We start from the raw sequence: 16,619 nt of genomic DNA on the forward strand, positions 1-16,619 counted from the left end.
TTGGCCGGGTGGAGCTGACCAGCGGTGAGTTAGTCGATCTCGACGGCGAGACGATCAAGGCGTCGGTGATCCGCGACCTGCTGGTCGAGGCCGATCGCCTCGACCCGCGCGGCGTGCGGATCCGCAACGCGCGCATCGACGGGCAGCTCGACCTCTGTGACGTCGTCGCCAAGCGGCCGTTGGTATTGCGCGACTGCGTCGCTTCGGAGAAGTTGCTGTTCGACCGCGCGCAGCTGTCCGCGCTGGACCTGACGGGGCTGACGGCGCCGGCGGTCAGCGCGCCGTGGCTGAAGCTCGACCACTACCTGTACCTCTCGAACGCCCGGCTCGACGGCGGCCAGGACTGGGCCGTCGACCTGGGCGAGGCGCACATCGGCGGCCACATCAGCATGTCCGGTGCCACGTTGTCCACGGAGGGCGAGTACGCGTTGCACGCGCTCAAGCTGCGCACCGGCAGCCAGGTGTACCTGACGGCGGTCACGGCGGTGGGCACGTTGCGGTTCGACGGGGCCCGGATCGGCGGCAGCCTGCGCTGCGACGGTGCCTCGTTCAGCGCGGAGCACGCCGCGTTCCTCGGGACGGACATCCAGGTCGAGGACAGCATCCTGTTGCACAGCGGCTTCCGCGCGCGTTCGGAGAGCTATGCGGCCGTGCGCATCCGCGGCGCGCGGATCGGCGGGCAGCTCGTGCTGCGCGAGGGCCGGGCGACCGGGCCGATCGCCCTGGACCTCAAGCACGCGCGGATCGGCCAGGAGATCTTCCTCAGCGCCGACTACGCCGAGGGTGCGGTGGATCTCGACGGGCTGACCTACACCGGCGTGCCGCGTGACTCGGACCTCGGCACGTGGCTGGACATGTTGGCGCACAAGACACCCAGGTTCGCCAGCCAGCCGTACCTGCAGCTCGCTGCCGCGCACCAGGCGGCCGGGCAGGAACGGGACGTGCGGCGGATCCGCATCGCGCAGCAGCGGGACCTGTTGCGGCGCGGGCAACTGACGCGATGGGGCCGGACGTGGCACCGCGTCACCGGGGCGACGGTCGGGTACGGGTACCGGCCGGCGATCGCCCTGCTGTGGCTGGTGGCGACGCTCGCCGTGTCCGTCGGTGTGGTGCTGTCGTCGGGCGCCGTGCGATGTGCCGTGGTGGATCAGATCGGCTACGCGTTGAACGCGGCGACGCCGTTGGTGAAAACCGATGTGCAGCAACGGTGCCAGGTCGCCACGACCACGGGGGCGGGTCAGTTCGTGGTCGTGACGACGTGGGTGCTGCAGCTGCTGGCGTGGGCGTTCGCCACGCTGTTCGTGGCCGGGTTCACCGGCCTGGTGCGGAAGAACGCCTAAGGGACGAACCTCGCGTCCGGATAGGACGGTGAGTCGCCGTCGAACAGGTGCCGGTCGATTCCCTTGAGGTGCAGGTCGAAGTACGCGGCCAGGTAGTCGTGCTGGACGGCGAGGGAACCCGCGGGATCGATGGTGCCGATGTACGGCGCGCGTTGAGCCGGGGTGAGGAAGTCCATCTGCGGCAGGGCGAACTGCAGGTCCGTGAAGCCGTAGTGCGCGCCGCGGCCCAGGTTGAGATCGCGTTTCCAGCCGCGCTGGTTGGACCAGAACTGCGCCCACGATGGGTCCTGTTCGGTCGCCAGGTGGGAGTGGCCCTGGCTGCCCACCAGCAGGAACGGGCGGTCGAGGCCTTTGGTGACGTCGCCGGGCATGGCGCCGTCGAGGTTGACCCCGGCGTCGATCCGCTGGTCCTGGAGCATCGTCTCGCCCGCGGTGAAGCCGCCGTACGAGTGGCCGACCATGCCGACGTGGTCCAGGTCGGCGCCGGGGAGCCGGAGCTGCGAGAGGACGAACCGGGTGTCGGCGACGCGGGTGTCGATGGCCTTTCTCGTGTTCGCCCAGCTCCCGACGACCGAGTGTGCCACGCGGTCGCCGGGGAACTCGACGGCCGCGGCCTCGAAGGTGTGGGAGATCGAGACGACGATGTAGCCGTGGCTGGCGAGGTCGTCGACCAGCCCGGCGTGCATTTCGCGCACGCTGCCGAAACCGTGGGAGACCAACAGGACCGGCCACCGGCCCGGCGCGACCGGGGCCCCGGTGGCCGCGTGTCTGCGGACCGACCGCCAGTCGACCGCGCCGGGGGTGAGGAGGAGCTCTGCGTTCACCGCGGTCGCCACGGCCGGCCCGAGCAACGGCGCCCGTTGCCCGCCCCGCAGTGCGGGGTAGGACACGGTGACCATGAGCTCGCGCTTGTTGTCCGGCCGCCAGGGGTCCTGGCGGCCGGAGTCGACGAGATGCAGGTCCGTGGTGCCGACGGGGTACTGCCCGGTGAGTGCGGGCATCTGGATCGTCGTGGCCGCCTTCGCGGGTGCGGCGGCGACCAGTGTCACGATCGCGAGCAGGCCCGTCAGCAGTGTGCGCATCTTCCTTTCGTAACAGTGGTTCCCGGTGGTCTCCGTTGTCTTAAGCGAAAGGCCCGCGGTCGATGCCGCAGTTCGTTACTTTCGGGAGCACACCTGTGAAGAGGTAATCCCGCTTGGCCTTCTCCGCGCACGTGCTGCGCACGAGCATCGTCGAGTGCCCGTAGCCCTCGACCGTGAGGAAACCGGTGCGGGCGAGCTCGGCGGCACCGTCCTTGGCCCCGTGGTACGGGGTCGAGGGGTCGAACCGGTTGTTGATCACGAGGATCGGCGCGGACGTCCACCGGTTCCACGGGCCGGTGTAGCGGTCGGTGTCGCGGCCCTGCCAGAACGCGCACGCCATCATGTCGAACACGACGATGCGGCCGAAGTCCGGGACGCGCTTGTCCTCCGAGGCGCCATAGCTGGTGTAGACGTTCGTGTCGCGCGGGAAGTCGCTGTCCGCGCACTGGATCGCGTTGAACGCCTCGGTGCGGTTGCTGATGTAGCTCTTCGTCGTCAGCGAGGCCGGAGCGTCGTAGAGCTCCTGCATCGTTTTTGCCGTCTCCTGCCAGGTGTCCGGCACGGAGAGCGCGCCGTTGACCGTGCCGATCAGCGCGACGTAGTCGTAGGTGCCGGACGGGATGGTGACCGGGCCGGCCTTGACCTTGTCGACCAGCTGCCGCCACTTGAGCTTCAGGTCACCGCCCGCGAAGGCGCAGTGGGCACCCGGCGCCGCGCACTGGGTGAGGAACTGGTCGAACGTCTCCGCGGCGCCGCGCGGCACGTCCTGACGGGTGTCCAGCGGCACGGTCGTGCCCTGGTCGCCGTGGCCGGTGGCGTTGCCGATGAAGTCGAGCGTGCCGTCGAACGCCATGGCGCGCACCTTGTTCGGGAACAGGTTGGCGTAGATCGCGCCGAGGTGCGTGCCGTACGAGATGCCGTGGTAGGTCAGCTTCTGGTCGCCCACGGCCTTGCGCAGCTGGTCGAGGTCGCGTGCGGTGTTCGCGCTCGACACGTGGTCGAGCAGCTCGCCCGCCTTGTCCTTGCAGCGCTGCGCGAACTCCTTGTACTGCGAGTAGAAGCCCGGTTCGGCGTTCTGGTCCGCGGGGAACTCCGGGATCTGGCCGAGGAACTGCTGTTGCTGCTCCTCGGTGTCGAAGCAGTTGACGGGCGTGCTGCGGCCGATGCCGCGCGGGTCCCAGCTCACGAGGTCGAACCGTTCGCGCAGCTCCGGTGAGAAGAGCCATGTCCAGCCCGCGCGTTCGCGCAGCCGGTTGACGCCGGACGCGCCGGGGCCGCCGAAGTTCACGAACAGCGAACCGATCCGCTTGCTGGGGTTGGTCGCCTTGAGCCGGATGACCGCGAGGTCGATCTTGCGGCCATACGGGTCGTCGTAGTCGAGCGGGACCTTGGCGGTCGCGCACTCGAAGCCGTCCTGGCAGTCGGCCCAGGTCAGCGCGGTCGTCTCCTCGGCCTGCGCGGCTGGTGCGAGTCCAACGAGGACGGCCGCGGCGACGAGCAAGGTGCTGATTTTCAGCTTCATGTAACCCCCATGTTTTTCCTTAACACGATCTTGGCGGCCGATCGGTTGCCCTCGATCCGGATTTGTCAGACCCGTCTGGTAGACCAGCGGGTATGGCGAACAACCGGCGCGGAGAGCGGACCCCTGCTCCGGTGCTGCCTGTCGCCAGGATCGTGGTGGACGTGCCGCTCGCTCACCTCGACCGGCCGTTCGACTACCTGGTTCCGTCCGAACTGGACGCGGACGCGGTGCCGGGCTGCCGCGTGCGGGTGCGGTTCGCCGGGCAGCTGGTCGACGGGTTCCTGCTGGAGCGCGTGGAGACGTCGGAGTACGGGAAGAAGCTGGCGTACCTGGAACGGGTCGTGTCGCCCGAACCCGTGCTGTCACCGGAGATCGCTTCGCTGGCCCGCGCCGTGGCGGACCGGTACGCGGGCGGGATGATCGACGTGCTGCGGCTGGCGATCCCGCCCCGGCACGCGCGCGCCGAGTCCTCCGTTCCCGATGGTTCGTGGGAGCCGCCGCCGGTTCCTTCGTTCGACGGCTGGTTGCGCTACCACCCGCGCGGGGCCTCGTACCTGGAGGCGTTGCGCGCGGGCCGCTCCGCGCACGCCGTGTGGCAGGCGCTGCCCGCGGAGGACTGGCCGGCGCGGCTGGCCGAGGTGGCGGCGGTCGTGGCGTCCACGGGCAAGGGCGTCGTGATCGTGGTGCCGGACCACCGCGACCTGGCGCGGCTGGATGGCGCGTGCTCCGCGCTCATGTCCGGAGTGGTCACCCTTTCGGCTGATCTTGGTCCGGCGGAGCGCTATCGGCGATGGCTGATGGTCCGGCGCGGTGTCGCGCGAGTGGTGCTGGGGACGCGCGGCACGATGTTCGCGCCTGTGGTTTCTCCTGGCCTGTTCGTCGTGTGGGACGACGGGGACGACCTGCACAGTGAACCGCGCGCGCCCTACCCGAACGTGCGGGACGTGCTGGCCCTGCGCGCGCACGCGTCCGGTGCCTCGTTGCTGGTGGGTGGCTTCGCCAGGACGGCCGAGGCGCAGCTGCTGGTCGACTCGGGCTGGGCGCACGAGATCGTGGCGTCCCGCGAGACCCTGCGCTCCGTGGCCCCACGCGTTGTGTCGGTCGGTGATTCGGACTGGCAGGAGGTGAAGGACCCGGCGGCCCGTTCGGCCCGCCTCCCGTCCATCGCCTTCGAGGCCGCTCGCGCGGCTCTCGCCGATTCGCCCGTGCTCATCCAGGTGCCGCGCCGCGGGTACGTGCCCGCCCTCGCGTGTCAGCAGTGCCGCCAGCCCGCGCGGTGCCGGCGGTGCGCCGGTCCGCTGGCCATGCCCGATACGGGGTCTCCGTACTGCCGGTGGTGTGGCGTGTCCGAGGCGGGGTTCAGGTGCCCGGCCTGCGGGTCCCGGCGGTTGCGCGGGCAGGTGATCGGGGCGCGGCGGACGGCGGAGGAGCTGGGACGGGCGTTTCCCGGGGTTCCCGTGCGTACTTCCGGGGCGGAGGAGGTGCTGGCGTCGGTTCCGTCGAAGCCGGCTCTGGTGGTGTCGACGCCGGGCGCCGAGCCGTTCGCCGTTGGCGGGTATGGCGCTGTGCTTCTGCTGGACGGGTGGGCTTTGCTCGGGCGGGCCGACCTGCGGGCGGGCGAGGAGGCTCTGCGGCGTTGGATGACCGCGGCGGCCCTCGTTCGTCCTGGGAACGGGCGGGTCGTGGTGATCGCCGATTCGTCGTTGGCGCCGGTGCAGGCTTTGGTGCGGTGGGATCCGGTGTGGCATGCGCGGACCGAGCTGGCGGCGCGGACCGAGCTCGGGTTCCCGCCCGCGGTGCGGATGGCGACCGTCGACGGGTCTCCGGAGGCTTTGAACGCGTTGCTGGATGAGCTGCGGTTGCCTTCGACGGGGGAGATTCTGGGGCCCGTGCCGTTGGGGGAGGACGAGCAGAAGGAGCGGGCTCTGCTGCGGGTGTCGCGGGCCGAGGGGCGGGCGCTGGCTGCGGTGCTGGCTGAGGCGCAGGCGGTGCGGACGGCGCGGAAGGAGCCGGACCTGGTGCGGATCAAGCTCGACCCGGTGGAGGTTTTGTGAGCCTGCCTCGCGATCCGTGCCGCCCTTCGGATCCCACATCCATGTCAGTTCGCCGGCTTTGCATCCGGTGGGGGTGTTGCCTGCGTCGCCGCAGCGGTAAAAGGGTCAATATGCTGCTGCGAACGGTTGCCGCTGTCGTGTCCCTGCTCCTCGTAGCACCACCCGCCGCCTTCGCGGAGGCGCCGCCGCGTCAGCCGCTGGCCGTCGGCTGGGGTGGCGCGGTGTCGAGCGTCGACCCGGACGCGTCGCAGATCGGGATCGAGGTCCTCCAGCGTGGCGGCAACGCCGTGGACGCTGCGGTGGCGACGGCCGCGGCGCTCGGCGTCACGGATCCGTTCTCCGCCGGGATCGGCGGGGGCGGGTTCTTCGTCTACTACGACGCGGACTCCGAGAAAGTGTCCACAATCGACGGTCGTGAGACGGCGCCGATGAGCGCCGACGCGAACCTGTTCCTGGAGAACGGGACACCGCTCCCGTTCGCCGAGGCGATGACCAGTGGGTTGTCCGTGGGCGTGCCCGGGACGCCGAAGACGTGGCAGCAGGCCCTGAAGAAGTGGGGCACGCTGAGTCTCGAGGACGCCCTGGAGCCGGCGGAGGAGCTGGCGCGGCGCGGGTTCGTCGTCGACGCGACGTTCAACGGCCAGGTCACCAACAACGCGGCGCGGTTCGCGGACTTCACGTCCACGCGGGCGTTGTACCTGCCGAACGGGCAGGCGCCCGCGGTGGGCAGCACGTTCCGCAACCCGGAGCTGGCGGACACCTACCACGAGCTGGGGCGGACGAACCTGCGGTCGTTGTACGGCGGCGCGGTGGGGCAGGACCTCGTGAAGACCGTGCAGCAGCCGCCGGTGGTGCCGGGGTCCACGCGCAAGGTGCGGCCGGGCAACCTGCAGCTGAGTGATCTCTCGCGGTACGAGGCGCCGTTCCGGCAGCCGACGAAGACGAAGTACAACGGGTTCGATGTGTACGGGATGGCGCCGCCCTCGTCCGGTGGGACGACGGTGGGGGAGGCGCTCAACATCCTGGAGAGCTACGACCTCGGCAAGCTGACCGAGCCGGAGTACTTCCACCGGTTCATCGAGTCGACCAAGCTCGCGTTCGCCGACCGCAACCGGTGGGTGGGCGACCCGGCGTTCTCGGACGTGCCGACGCGCGAGCTGCTGAGCCAGCGGTTCGCGAACTCGCGGGCCTGCCTGATCAAGCCGGACTCCGTCATCAAGGCGCCGACCGCGCCCGGAGACCCGCGCAAGCCCGCGCCCTGCGCTTCGAGCGGGGTCGAGGCGCCCACGCGGGTCGACGCTGAGCGCACCACGCACCTGACGGTCGCCGACCGGTGGGGCAACGTCGTCGCGTACACGTTGACCATCGAGGCCGAAGGCGGCAGCGGCATCGTGGTGCCCGGCCGCGGGTTCCTGCTGAACAACGAGCTGACCGACTTCAACTTCGCGCCGGTCAACCCAGGCGTGCCCGACCCGAACCTGCCCGGTCCCGGCAAGCGGCCGCGGTCGTCGATGTCGCCGACCATCGTGCTCGACGACGGCGACGTGGTGCTCGCCCTCGGGTCGCCCGGCGGCGCGACCATCATCACGACCGTCACGCAGGTGCTGACCTCGCGGCTGGATCGCGGGCTGGGCATCCAGGACGCCATCGCGGCGCCGCGCGTGTCGCAGCGCAACAGTGCGGCCACGCCGGCCGAGAAGGAGTTCCTGTCCGGACCGAACGTGCCGGCGTTGGAGGCCAAGGGGCACGTGTTCACGGCCAACGCCGAGATCGGCGCCGTCACCGCGATCGAACCCGCCGGCCGAGGGCGGTGGCGTGCGGCGGCCGAGCCCGTGCGACGGGGCGGTGGGGCGGCTCGCGTGGTCTATCCCGGCTGAGCACCGGCCGAGTTGCCGGGCGGCCTGTGTCATGGAGCAATCGGAGCAACACCGTCCGCTGAACGGGACGTTCGCGGGACAGAAGACCCTGTGACGTCCCTCACGTGGTTGCTTACCGTGACCGTGCCCTAGGCCGCCTGGAGGAACCCCATGACCATCGACCTTGACGTGACCACTCTGCGCACTGGCTTTCACGGCATCGTCTGTACGCCCGGTGACCCGGAGTACGACGAGGCGAGATCCATCTGGAACGGCGCCATCGACCGGCGCCCGGCGCTGATCGCCCGCTGCGGGAGCGCCGGGGACGTCGCCGCCGCGGTGCGGTACGCGAGGGAGACCGGGCTCGAGATCGCGGTGCGGGGCGGTGGGCACAGCTTCTCCGGCGCGTCCGTGTGCGACGACGGGTTGATGATCGACCTGAGCCGGCTCAACGAGGTCACGGTCGACCCGGTGAACAGGACCGCCGTGTGCGGTGGCGGGGCCGCGCTGGCGGACCTCGACGCGGCCACGCAGGAGCACGGGCTCGCGGTGCCCGCGGGCACGATCAGCCACACCGGCGTCGCCGGCCTCACGCTCGGGGGCGGGTTCGGCTGGCTGACCGCGCGGCACGGGTTGTCGTGCGACAACCTCATCGGGGCCGACGTGGTGCTGGCCGACGGGCGGCTGGTGCGCGCGTCCGCGACGGAGAACCCGGACCTGTTCTGGGCGATCCGGGGTGGCGGCGGCAACTTCGGCATCGTGACGGCCTTCGAGTTCCGGCTGTTCCCGATCGGGCCCATGGTGAACCTGGGCATGTTCTTCTTCACCCTCGAGCAGGGCGCCGACGCCCTGCGGCTGGCTCGCGAGATCGTGCCCGCGCTGCCGCGCAGCTGCGGCGCGCTGGTCGCCGCGCTGAACGCGCCGCCGGCGCCGTTCGTGCCCGAGCAGCACCACTTCGCGCCCGGCTTCGCGATCCTCATCGCCGGGTTCGAGTCGCCGGAGGAGCACGCTTCGCTCGTCGCGCCGATCAGGGAGGCGTTGCCGCCGCTGTTCGAGTTCGTCACGCCGTTGCCGTACGCCGCGCTGCAGTCGATGCTCGACGACAGCGCGCCGTGGGGCATCCTCGGCTACGAGAAGGCGGTGTACGTCGACGACCTCACCGAGGACGTCGTCAACGTGATCGCCGGGCTGGTTCCCAGCAAGGCGTCCCCGATGTCGCTCATGCCGATGTTCTATCTCGGTGGCGCGTTCTGCGACACCGGTGCGGACGACACGGCGTTCGGTGGCGACCGGAACGCCAAGTGGGTGATCAACATGGCCGCCGTCGCGCCGACGCCCGAGCTGCTGGAGGCCGACCGGGCGTGGTCGCGCGCCTTGTTCGACGCGTTGCTGCCGCACACCTCGGAGTCCGGCGTGTACATCAACTTCATGGCCGAATACGACGCGGACCGGGTGCGCGCGACCTACGGGCCGGAGAAGTACGCGCGACTGGCCGCGTTGAAGGCCCAGTACGACCCCGAGAACCTCTTGCACCGCAACATGAACATCAAGCCGGCTTGACCGGACCGTCGTACACCACCGTTCCGTTGATGTCGTAGAGCCGGATCTTCGACTCTGTACCGGCCCGGAGGTTGATCACGGCCGCGAAGCTGCCGTGGTCGATCTCCGCGGGTTGCCCGGTGCCGGCTCCGTCGGAGGAGACCAGCACCACCCGCGCGACTGTCGAGTCGACCAGGCCGGCCAGGAAGAAGCGGCCGTCGCTGAACTCGGTGTGGAACAACGGTGCCCAGTGGTTCGCGATCGGCCCGAACGCGATGGTCCCGTCGAGTGAGGCGGGGGCGTTGCCGTTCGGGTCGATCGGGCAGGTGCCCCACTCGCCCTTCGAGTTGAACGCGGTGAGCACGCCGGGCCGCACCATCGCGCCGGGCCGCCAGTCCTGCTCGAACCCGGTCGACGAGCGTCTCGCGATGGCGTTGTCGAGGCAGCGCGCCAGCACGTTCACCGGGCTCGCCGGGTTCGGGTCGCCGCTGACGAAGCTGTCCTTCGGGACGCCCTGCCTGCTGATGTCGCCCCAGCGCAGGTCCACCGAGTGGTTCTCGAACTTCAGCGTCAGCTTCGAGTCGGCGACGTTGTTCGGGCTCGCGTCCACGAGGAACAGGTCCGGCGTGATCATCGTGGGCGGTGACCAGTTCGCCAGGCTCTTCTCCGGGTCGGTGTGCCGCGCGGACATCGACTTGGCCCGTACGGGCGGTACGCCCATGACCAGTCCGCTCGGCGTCTGCACGGCCGTCGCGGGGCCGAGCTCCACTGTCGTGGCGGTCGAACGGCCCAGCTCGCAGATCTTGCCGTCCGTTCCGAGCAGGACCGTGCGCGCCTGGAACGACAGCGCGTACTTCGCCCGCCATCCGGCATTGTCGAACGCCGTTCGGCATCGGGCGATGTCGGCTTTGGCGGCGGGTTGTGCGGGTGCTGGTACTTCAGCGTCGTCGCGGGTGGTCTGCACGGTGATGATGCCGCCCGCGACGATCAGTGCGGCGGCGGCCGCGGCGCCGATCCACGTGCGGTGCCGGGTCTGCGTTAGGCGGGGGCGCATCCGCTCCTTGATCTCCGGCGGTAGCTCCCGGCGTGGGGGTAGCTGGATGGTCATGACTCGACCTCCGTGAGGGTCCGTGGCCGGGCGCGGGAGATGGGGGTGCGGATGCCGGCTTCGGCGATCCCGTGTACCTCGGCGACTGGCAGCTCGCGCAGCAGGACGAGCTCGACCGGCGCGTGTTCGGCATTGGGGAACGTTGCGGTCGCTTTCAGCGCGGTTCGCAAATGGCGTTCGACATGGCCGAACGCGGCGGCCTCGTCGACGTGCCCGCGCACCACGTCGTTCGAGGGCCCCGTAACCGCCCGCCCTCGGCGCAGGGGTGGCTGGATGGTCATGACTCCACCTCCATCAGAGTCCGCAAGCGGGCGCGCGCACGCGAAATGCGGGTGCGGACGCTGACCTCCGCCACACCGAGCACCTCGGCGGCCTCGGCGACCGGCAGTTCGCCCAGCAGGACGAGCTCGACCGCCTCGCGTTCGGCATTGGGGAACGTTGCGATCGCCGCAAGCACCATTCGTAGGCGGCGTTCGACATCGACGAACGCGGCCACCTCTTCGGCATGGTCGCGCACCACGTCGTTCGGCGGGACGCGGTGCAGCAGCCTGCGGAACCGGGCCGCCCGGCGGAACTCGGTGCGCGCCAGGTTCGCCGCCACGGTGAACAGCCACGGCAACGCGCTGTCGCGCACCAGCCGCACCTCGCGGCGGCGGCGCCACGCGGTGAGGAAAGTGCTCGACGTCAGGTCCTCCGCGGTCGACCACGACGCGGTCAGCCGGTAGGCGTGGTTCCACACCGCCTCGGCATACCGGTCGTACAGCTCGGCGAAGGCGGCCTCGTCACCGCGCTCCCAGAGCGTCGCGTCGGAGGAGTCCACGGCCGCCGCCCCCTGCATCAGCCTCATGACCTGGGTGTGTCCACCATCCGGCCGGGTGTTGCACCTGATCTTCATACCAGCGCGGTAGATGACTTTCATACGGCGAGTGGAGGCGCGCTGACCTGCGAGAGGAGCATCGTTGTGGCATGACGACGACAACCCTCCACGCGCCGGTCGCGATCCCGAATGTCCTGCGTCCCCTGCTCACCGCCCTGCGGTTCGCCGGGCACTTCGTCCTCGCGCTGGTCGGCGTGATCTTCCTGGGCAGCGGCACCGAGTACTGACCGTCCTCCTCGTAGACTGGCCTGCAGTCCACCCCGAGGAGTAGTGCGCGTGACCGTTCAACCCATCCGTCTGTTCGGCGACCCGGTGCTGCGAACACCCGCCGTCGAGGTCACCGACTTCGACGCGGAGCTGCGCACGCTGGTGAAGGACCTCTGGGAGACGATGCAGAACGCGGGCGGCGCGGGGCTCGCGGCGCCCCAGCTCGGTGTCGGGCTGCGCGTGTTCACCTACCACTGCGACGGTTTCGCCGGGCACCTGGTCAACCCGACGTTTGACATTGTCGGCGACGAGACGCAGGACGGGCCCGAGGGCTGCCTCTCGATTCCCGGGATGTCGTGGGACTGCCGCCGCCACCTGCACGTCGTGGCGAAGGGCTGGAACATGCACGGCGACCCGGTCGAGGTCGAGGGCAGCGACCTGCTGGCGCGCTGCATCCAGCACGAGACGGACCACCTCGACGGCGTCATGTTCCTCGACCGGCTCGACGCGGAGACCCGCAAGGAGGCCATGAAGGCCATCCGGCAGGCGGAGTGGTTCGACGGTAACGTTCCCACGCTCAAGCAGAGCCCCCACCCACTCTTCGGCAGGGCCAACTGACATGCGCCTGGTGTTCGCGGGCACGCCCGAGGTCGCACTGCCCTCGCTGCGTGCCTTCATCGACTCTCCCCGCCACGAGGTCGTCGCGGTCGTCACGCGGCCGGACGCCCCGGCCGGACGCGGCCGGCGGCTCGAGCGGTCGCCCGTGGGCGCGCTCGCCGACGAGCACGGGATCGAGGTGCTGACGCCGCCGAAGGCCGGGGACCCCGAGTTCCTCGAACGGTTGCGCGAGCTCGCTCCCGACCTCTGCCCGGTCGTCGCGTACGGCGCCCTGTTGCCGCAGAAGACTTTGGACGTGCCGAAGCACGGGTGGGTCAACCTGCACTTCTCCGTGCTGCCCGCATGGCGTGGCGCCGCACCCGTGCAGGCCGCGGTGCGCGCGGGCGACGACATCACCGGTGCCACGACGTTCCGCATCGTCAAGGAACTCGACGCCGGACCGGTGTTCGGCGTCGTGACCGAGCAGGTGCGCGAGCGCGACACGTCCGGTGACCTGCTGCACCGGCTGTCCGAGTCCGGTGCGCGCCTGTTGCTGTCCACTGTGGACGGCATCGAGGACGGCATTCTCGAGGCCAAGGACCAGCCCGCCGACGGTGTGACCTACGCGTCGAAGATCACCGTCGAGGACGCACGACTCGACTTCACCGCGCCCGCGCACATCGTGGATCGGCTGGCCCGTGCGGTGACGCCGGATCCGGGCGCGTGGGCCGAGTTTCGCGGCGAACGGCTCAAGCTCGGCCCGGTGACACCGGTGGACGACAAGCTCGAACCCGGTGAGATCCGGGTGGAACGCAAGCGCGTGCTCGTCGGGACCGCGACGCAGGCCGTCGCGCTCGGCGAGGTGCAGGCACAGGGTAAGAAGCGCATGAACGCGACCGACTGGGCTCGCGGCGTGCGCATCGAGGCGGGGGAGAAGATCGCGTGAACTACTCCCGTGGAGCCTCGAAGCCGTCCCGGCCGCGCAAGCCGGCGCCGCCCCGCAGGCGCACCGGCCCGTCCCGGCCGCCCGTCGAGGACCCGGCGCGCCTGGCCGCGCTGGACACGTTGCGCGCGGTGCGCCAGCGCGACGCGTACGCCAACCTCGTGCTGCCGCAGCTGTTGCGGGAACGCAAGATCAGCGGCCGGGACGCCGCGCTGGCGACCGAGCTGGCCTATGGCGCCTCACGTGCGCAGGGGCTGCTCGACGCGGTGATCGAGGCGTGCTCGGACCGACCGTTGTCCGAAGTGGACGGATCGGTGCTCGACGCGCTGCGGCTGGGCACTTACCAGTTGCTGCGCACCAGGATTCCCGCGCACGCCGCCGTTGCGTCCACTGTGGACCTCGTGCGTGGCGAGCTGGGCTCGGGCGCGGCGGGGTTCGTGAACGCCGTGCTGCGCCGCGTCACCGAACAGGACGAGAACGCGTGGGTCGACGAGCTCGGCCCGGACCCGGACGAGGACCCGATCGGCTACCTCGCGCTCGCCAACGCACACCCGCGCTGGGTGGCGCAGGCGTTCGCCGAGGCGCTCGGCAGCCGCGACGAACCGTTGAAGCTGGCCCTGGAGGCCGACGACGCGCGGCCCGCCGTGCACCTGGTCGCGCGGCCCGGCGAGGTCAGCTCGGACGAGCTTGCGGCGATCACCGGCGGCGACGTCGCGCCGTACTCTCCCTATGGCGTGCACCTGGAGCCCGGCGCGGGCGATCCCGGCGACCTGGAACCGGTGCGCGAACGCCTCGCGAACGTCCAGGACGAGGGCAGTCAGCTGTGCGCGCTGGCGCTCACCCGCGCGCCGCTCGACGGACCGGACCTGCGCTGGCTGGACCTGTGTGCGGGCCCCGGCGGCAAGGCGGCTCTGCTGGCCGCGCTCGTCGGTCTGGAAGGCGGCGAACTGGACGCCGTCGAGAAGGCGCCGCACCGGGCGGACCTCGTGCGCAAGATCACCAGCGGACTGCCGGTGAACGTGCACATCGGTGATGGCCGCGAGTCCGGCCTGGAGCACGGGGTTTACGACCGCGTGCTGGTCGACGCGCCGTGCACCGGGCTCGGAGCGTTGCGGCGGCGGCCGGAGGCGCGGTGGCGGCGGCAGCCCTCGGACGTCGGGCAGCTCACCAAGCTGCAGCGCGAGCTGCTCACCGAGGCGTTGCAGCTGGCCCGGCCCGGCGGTGTCGTCGCGTACGTCGTGTGCTCGCCGCACCTGTCCGAGACGGTCGGCGTGGTGGCGGACGTCGCGCGGCGGACCGGGGCCGAGGTGCTGGACACCAGGGAGTTCTTCCCCGGCGTCCCGGACCTCGGCAAGGGGCCGTACGTGCAGCTGTGGCCGCACCTGCACGGCACGGACGCGATGTTCTGCGCGGTGCTCCGGCGGCCCGCCTGACGGCTATGAGGGGACCATTCATAGCGGTCAGCGCTGGGAAAGCTCCCCTCATGGCAAGCCGTAGACTCGCGGCGTGATCTTGGGGTTGGTGGCGTCGGCGGGTGGCGGCGTGGAGCGTTGGTTCCGCACCGGCCTGGCCGAGCCCGCGGCACGCAGGGGCTGGCAGCTGGCGATCACGTTCACGCCCACCGTCGCGCGGTGGTTCGAGGCCGCGGGCGAGCTGGAACCGTTGCAGGCGTTGACGGATCTCCCGATCCGGTGGACGCCGCGACTGCCGTCCGAACCCAAGCCGTATCCGGTACCGGACGCGTTCATCTTCGCGCCCGCGACGGCGAACTCGCTCGCCAAGCTGGCGCTGGGCATCGCGGACAACCAGGCCCTCACCGCGCTCGGTGAGGGCTTGGGCACGGGCAACCCGTTCGTCGTGCGGCCGCAGGCCAACGACGCGCAACGCCGTCATCCGGCGTGGGCGGGTCACATCGAAACGCTGACCAAGGCAGGCGCTGTGGTGGCCGAACCGGATTCGCCGGAACGGCTGATCGACTTGGTCGACGGCTGAGCAGACTCTGGACGGGTGGACCGCAACCGCATCAGCGGAAATCTCTGGGGCAACGCGGTCCAGGCCAGGGACATCCACGGTGACGTTACGTTCATCGTCAGACACCGTTGGTGGCTAACCGCTCTGCTGGTCGTCATCGGGATCGCCGCGTCCACCACTGCGGTCTACTGGATCACCAGGCCTGGGGAGGTCGGCACGGCCAAGGCCGGACCGCCGCCACCGCGGTTGGTGAGCAAGGTCAGCTACGAGTCGTGTGGCCTGCAGCACCATGAGGGCGACCCGAAGGCCGCTGATGTCGGACGGATCAAGAAGGGCGAGGATCCGACACTGACGCACGTCCAGTCGAGCCTGCTCACACTGGACATCTACGCGCAGAACCCGAGCCCGCAGGAGGTCATCCTCACGGACCTGCGCGTGGAGGTGCACAAGAAGACCTCGCCGCCCACGACCGGCTACCTGGCGGACACCAGCCCGTGCGGCGGCCCGGTCGAGCCGCGCTACCTGCTGGTGGACCTCAAGCCGGTCACGCCGACTGTCGTTCCGGACCCCGGTGAGCAAGGGGAGGAGCCGGTGAAGTTCCCGTACCAGGTGAAACAGGGCGACCCGGAGCTGTTCCGGCTGCATTTCGCAGAGCTGACGGACTACGTCGAGTTCCTGGTGGTGCTCGACGTCATCGTCGAGGGGCGCGAGTACCAGATCCCGCTCGACAACGAAGGCCGCTACTTCAAGGTCACCGGACCGAGCGACCTGCCGCGGTACCAGGCGCAGGGTGACCGGCTGGTCCCCAGCGGCTGAGCCTAGACTCAGCGATCGTGGTCCACTCGCCGATGATCGCTCCGAGCATCCTGTCCGCCGACTTCGCGAACCTCGCCGCCGAGGTCGCCGCGATCCCGACCGCGGACTGGATCCACGTCGACGTGATGGACAACCACTTCGTGCCGAACCTGACGATCGGCCTGCCGGTCGTCAAGTCGCTGCTGAAGTACACGAACATCCCGCTCGACTGTCACCTGATGATCGCGAACCCGGACAAGTGGGCCATCGGGTACGCCGAGGCCGGCGCGTACAACGTCACGGTGCACGTCGAGGCCGCGCACGACCCCGTGATGCTCGCCAAGAACCTGCGCGCCGCGGGTGCGAAGGCCGGGCTGAGCGTCAAGCCGGGCACGCCGCTGGAGCCGTACATCGAGACGCTCAAGCACTACGACACGCTGCTCGTGATGAGCGTCGAACCCGGATTCGGCGGGCAGTCGTTCATGCCGGAGGTGCTGGACAAGGTTCGTGAGGCGCGGCGTCTGGTGGACACCGGACACCTGAAGCTGGTCGTGGAGATCGACGGCGGCATCAACGCCGACACCATCGAGCAGGCCGCCGAGGCCGGCGTCGACTGCTTCGTCGCCGGGTCCGCGGTCTACGACGCGGGCGACCCCGGCAAGGCCGTGGAAGCGTTGCGGGCCAAGGCTGCCCAGTTCAAGGTGGACGAGGCAAGGTGAACCCGGAGG

16 protein-coding genes are annotated in these 16,619 nt (G+C 70.3%); 11 read left to right on the plus strand and 5 right to left on the minus strand.

From position 1 onward, the window contains the following. The first annotated feature begins 8 nt into the window (after window positions 1-8). Window positions 9-1,340: a hypothetical protein gene (locus QSK35_RS40300; RefSeq protein WP_285753391.1), complete on the plus strand. Its 1,332-nt coding sequence runs from the start codon at window positions 9-11 to the stop codon at window positions 1,338-1,340. Here QSK35_RS40300 and QSK35_RS40305 read toward each other — a convergent pair. Together QSK35_RS40305 and QSK35_RS40310 are read right to left on the minus strand one after the other, a co-directional pair. Further along, a complete protein-coding gene (locus QSK35_RS40305) occupies window positions 1,337-2,422 on the minus strand; it encodes an alpha/beta hydrolase family protein (RefSeq protein ID WP_285753393.1) in 1,086 nt (361 codons plus the stop codon). The genes QSK35_RS40300 and QSK35_RS40305 overlap by 4 nt on opposite strands. Before the next feature lie 40 nt (window positions 2,423-2,462). After that, window positions 2,463-3,944: an alpha/beta hydrolase gene (locus tag QSK35_RS40310; protein WP_285753394.1), complete on the minus strand. Its 1,482-nt coding sequence runs from the start codon at window positions 3,942-3,944 to the stop codon at window positions 2,463-2,465. 92 nt (window positions 3,945-4,036) lie between these two features. On the opposite strand from QSK35_RS40310, the gene QSK35_RS40315 reads away from it, so the two are divergent. The 3 genes from QSK35_RS40315 to QSK35_RS40325 all read left to right on the plus strand — a co-directional run bounded on the left by QSK35_RS40315 (window position 4,037) and on the right by QSK35_RS40325 (window position 9,414). After that, a complete protein-coding gene (locus tag QSK35_RS40315) occupies window positions 4,037-5,998 on the plus strand; it encodes a primosomal protein N' (RefSeq protein ID WP_285753395.1) in 1,962 nt (653 codons plus the stop codon). A gap of 110 nt (window positions 5,999-6,108) precedes the next feature. Next, window positions 6,109-7,875, plus strand: a complete 1,767-nt coding sequence (gene ggt, locus QSK35_RS40320; protein WP_285753396.1) for a gamma-glutamyltransferase — start codon at window positions 6,109-6,111, stop codon at window positions 7,873-7,875. 150 nt (window positions 7,876-8,025) lie between these two features. Then, entirely contained in the window at window positions 8,026-9,414 is a 1,389-nt protein-coding gene (locus QSK35_RS40325) for an FAD-binding oxidoreductase (RefSeq protein WP_285753398.1), read from the plus strand. Here the strand turns inward: QSK35_RS40325 and QSK35_RS40330 are convergent. The 3 genes from QSK35_RS40330 to QSK35_RS40340 are packed head-to-tail and all read right to left on the minus strand — an operon-like array spanning window position 9,401 to window position 11,348. Beyond that, entirely contained in the window at window positions 9,401-10,501 is a 1,101-nt protein-coding gene (locus QSK35_RS40330; RefSeq protein WP_285753400.1) for a hypothetical protein, read from the minus strand. The two genes, QSK35_RS40325 and QSK35_RS40330, sit on opposite strands and share 14 nt — an antisense overlap. Next, window positions 10,498-10,782 (minus strand): hypothetical protein, encoded by a 285-nt coding sequence (locus QSK35_RS40335; protein ID WP_285753402.1) that lies wholly within the window; start codon window positions 10,780-10,782, stop codon window positions 10,498-10,500. The genes QSK35_RS40330 and QSK35_RS40335 overlap by 4 nt, the downstream gene beginning before the upstream one ends. After that, window positions 10,779-11,348, minus strand: a complete 570-nt coding sequence (locus QSK35_RS40340) for an RNA polymerase sigma factor (protein WP_285753404.1) — start codon at window positions 11,346-11,348, stop codon at window positions 10,779-10,781. Before QSK35_RS40340 ends, QSK35_RS40335 begins: the two co-directional genes overlap by 4 nt. Window positions 11,349-11,467: 119 nt before the next feature. On the opposite strand from QSK35_RS40340, the gene QSK35_RS40345 reads away from it, so the two are divergent. The 7 genes from QSK35_RS40345 (at window position 11,468) to rpe (ending at window position 16,610) form a co-directional block, all read left to right on the plus strand. After that, complete coding sequence (locus QSK35_RS40345; RefSeq protein ID WP_285753405.1) at window positions 11,468-11,605, plus strand: hypothetical protein; 138 nt, start codon at window positions 11,468-11,470, stop codon at window positions 11,603-11,605. 49 nt (window positions 11,606-11,654) lie between these two features. Further along, a complete protein-coding gene (gene def, locus QSK35_RS40350; protein WP_285753406.1) occupies window positions 11,655-12,203 on the plus strand; it encodes a peptide deformylase in 549 nt (182 codons plus the stop codon). A 1-nt stretch (window position 12,204) separates the two neighbouring features. Further along, window positions 12,205-13,128: a methionyl-tRNA formyltransferase gene (gene fmt / locus QSK35_RS40355; RefSeq protein WP_285753407.1), complete on the plus strand. Its 924-nt coding sequence runs from the start codon at window positions 12,205-12,207 to the stop codon at window positions 13,126-13,128. Beyond that, window positions 13,125-14,558: an RsmB/NOP family class I SAM-dependent RNA methyltransferase gene (locus QSK35_RS40360; RefSeq protein ID WP_285753408.1), complete on the plus strand. Its 1,434-nt coding sequence runs from the start codon at window positions 13,125-13,127 to the stop codon at window positions 14,556-14,558. Before fmt ends, QSK35_RS40360 begins: the two co-directional genes overlap by 4 nt. Before the next feature lie 73 nt (window positions 14,559-14,631). Further along, window positions 14,632-15,117: a flavoprotein gene (locus QSK35_RS40365; RefSeq protein WP_285753409.1), complete on the plus strand. Its 486-nt coding sequence runs from the start codon at window positions 14,632-14,634 to the stop codon at window positions 15,115-15,117. Between the two features lie 15 nt (window positions 15,118-15,132). Then, window positions 15,133-15,912: a hypothetical protein gene (locus QSK35_RS40370; RefSeq protein ID WP_285753410.1), complete on the plus strand. Its 780-nt coding sequence runs from the start codon at window positions 15,133-15,135 to the stop codon at window positions 15,910-15,912. 32 nt (window positions 15,913-15,944) lie between these two features. Beyond that, on the plus strand, window positions 15,945-16,610 hold the full coding sequence (gene rpe, locus QSK35_RS40375) for a ribulose-phosphate 3-epimerase (protein WP_285753411.1): 666 nt from the start codon (window positions 15,945-15,947) through the stop codon (window positions 16,608-16,610). Window positions 16,611-16,619: the final 9 nt, after the last annotated feature.

The organism is Lentzea sp. NBRC 105346, assembly GCF_030269605.1.
Taxonomy (GTDB): Bacteria; Actinomycetota; Actinomycetes; order Mycobacteriales; family Pseudonocardiaceae; genus Lentzea.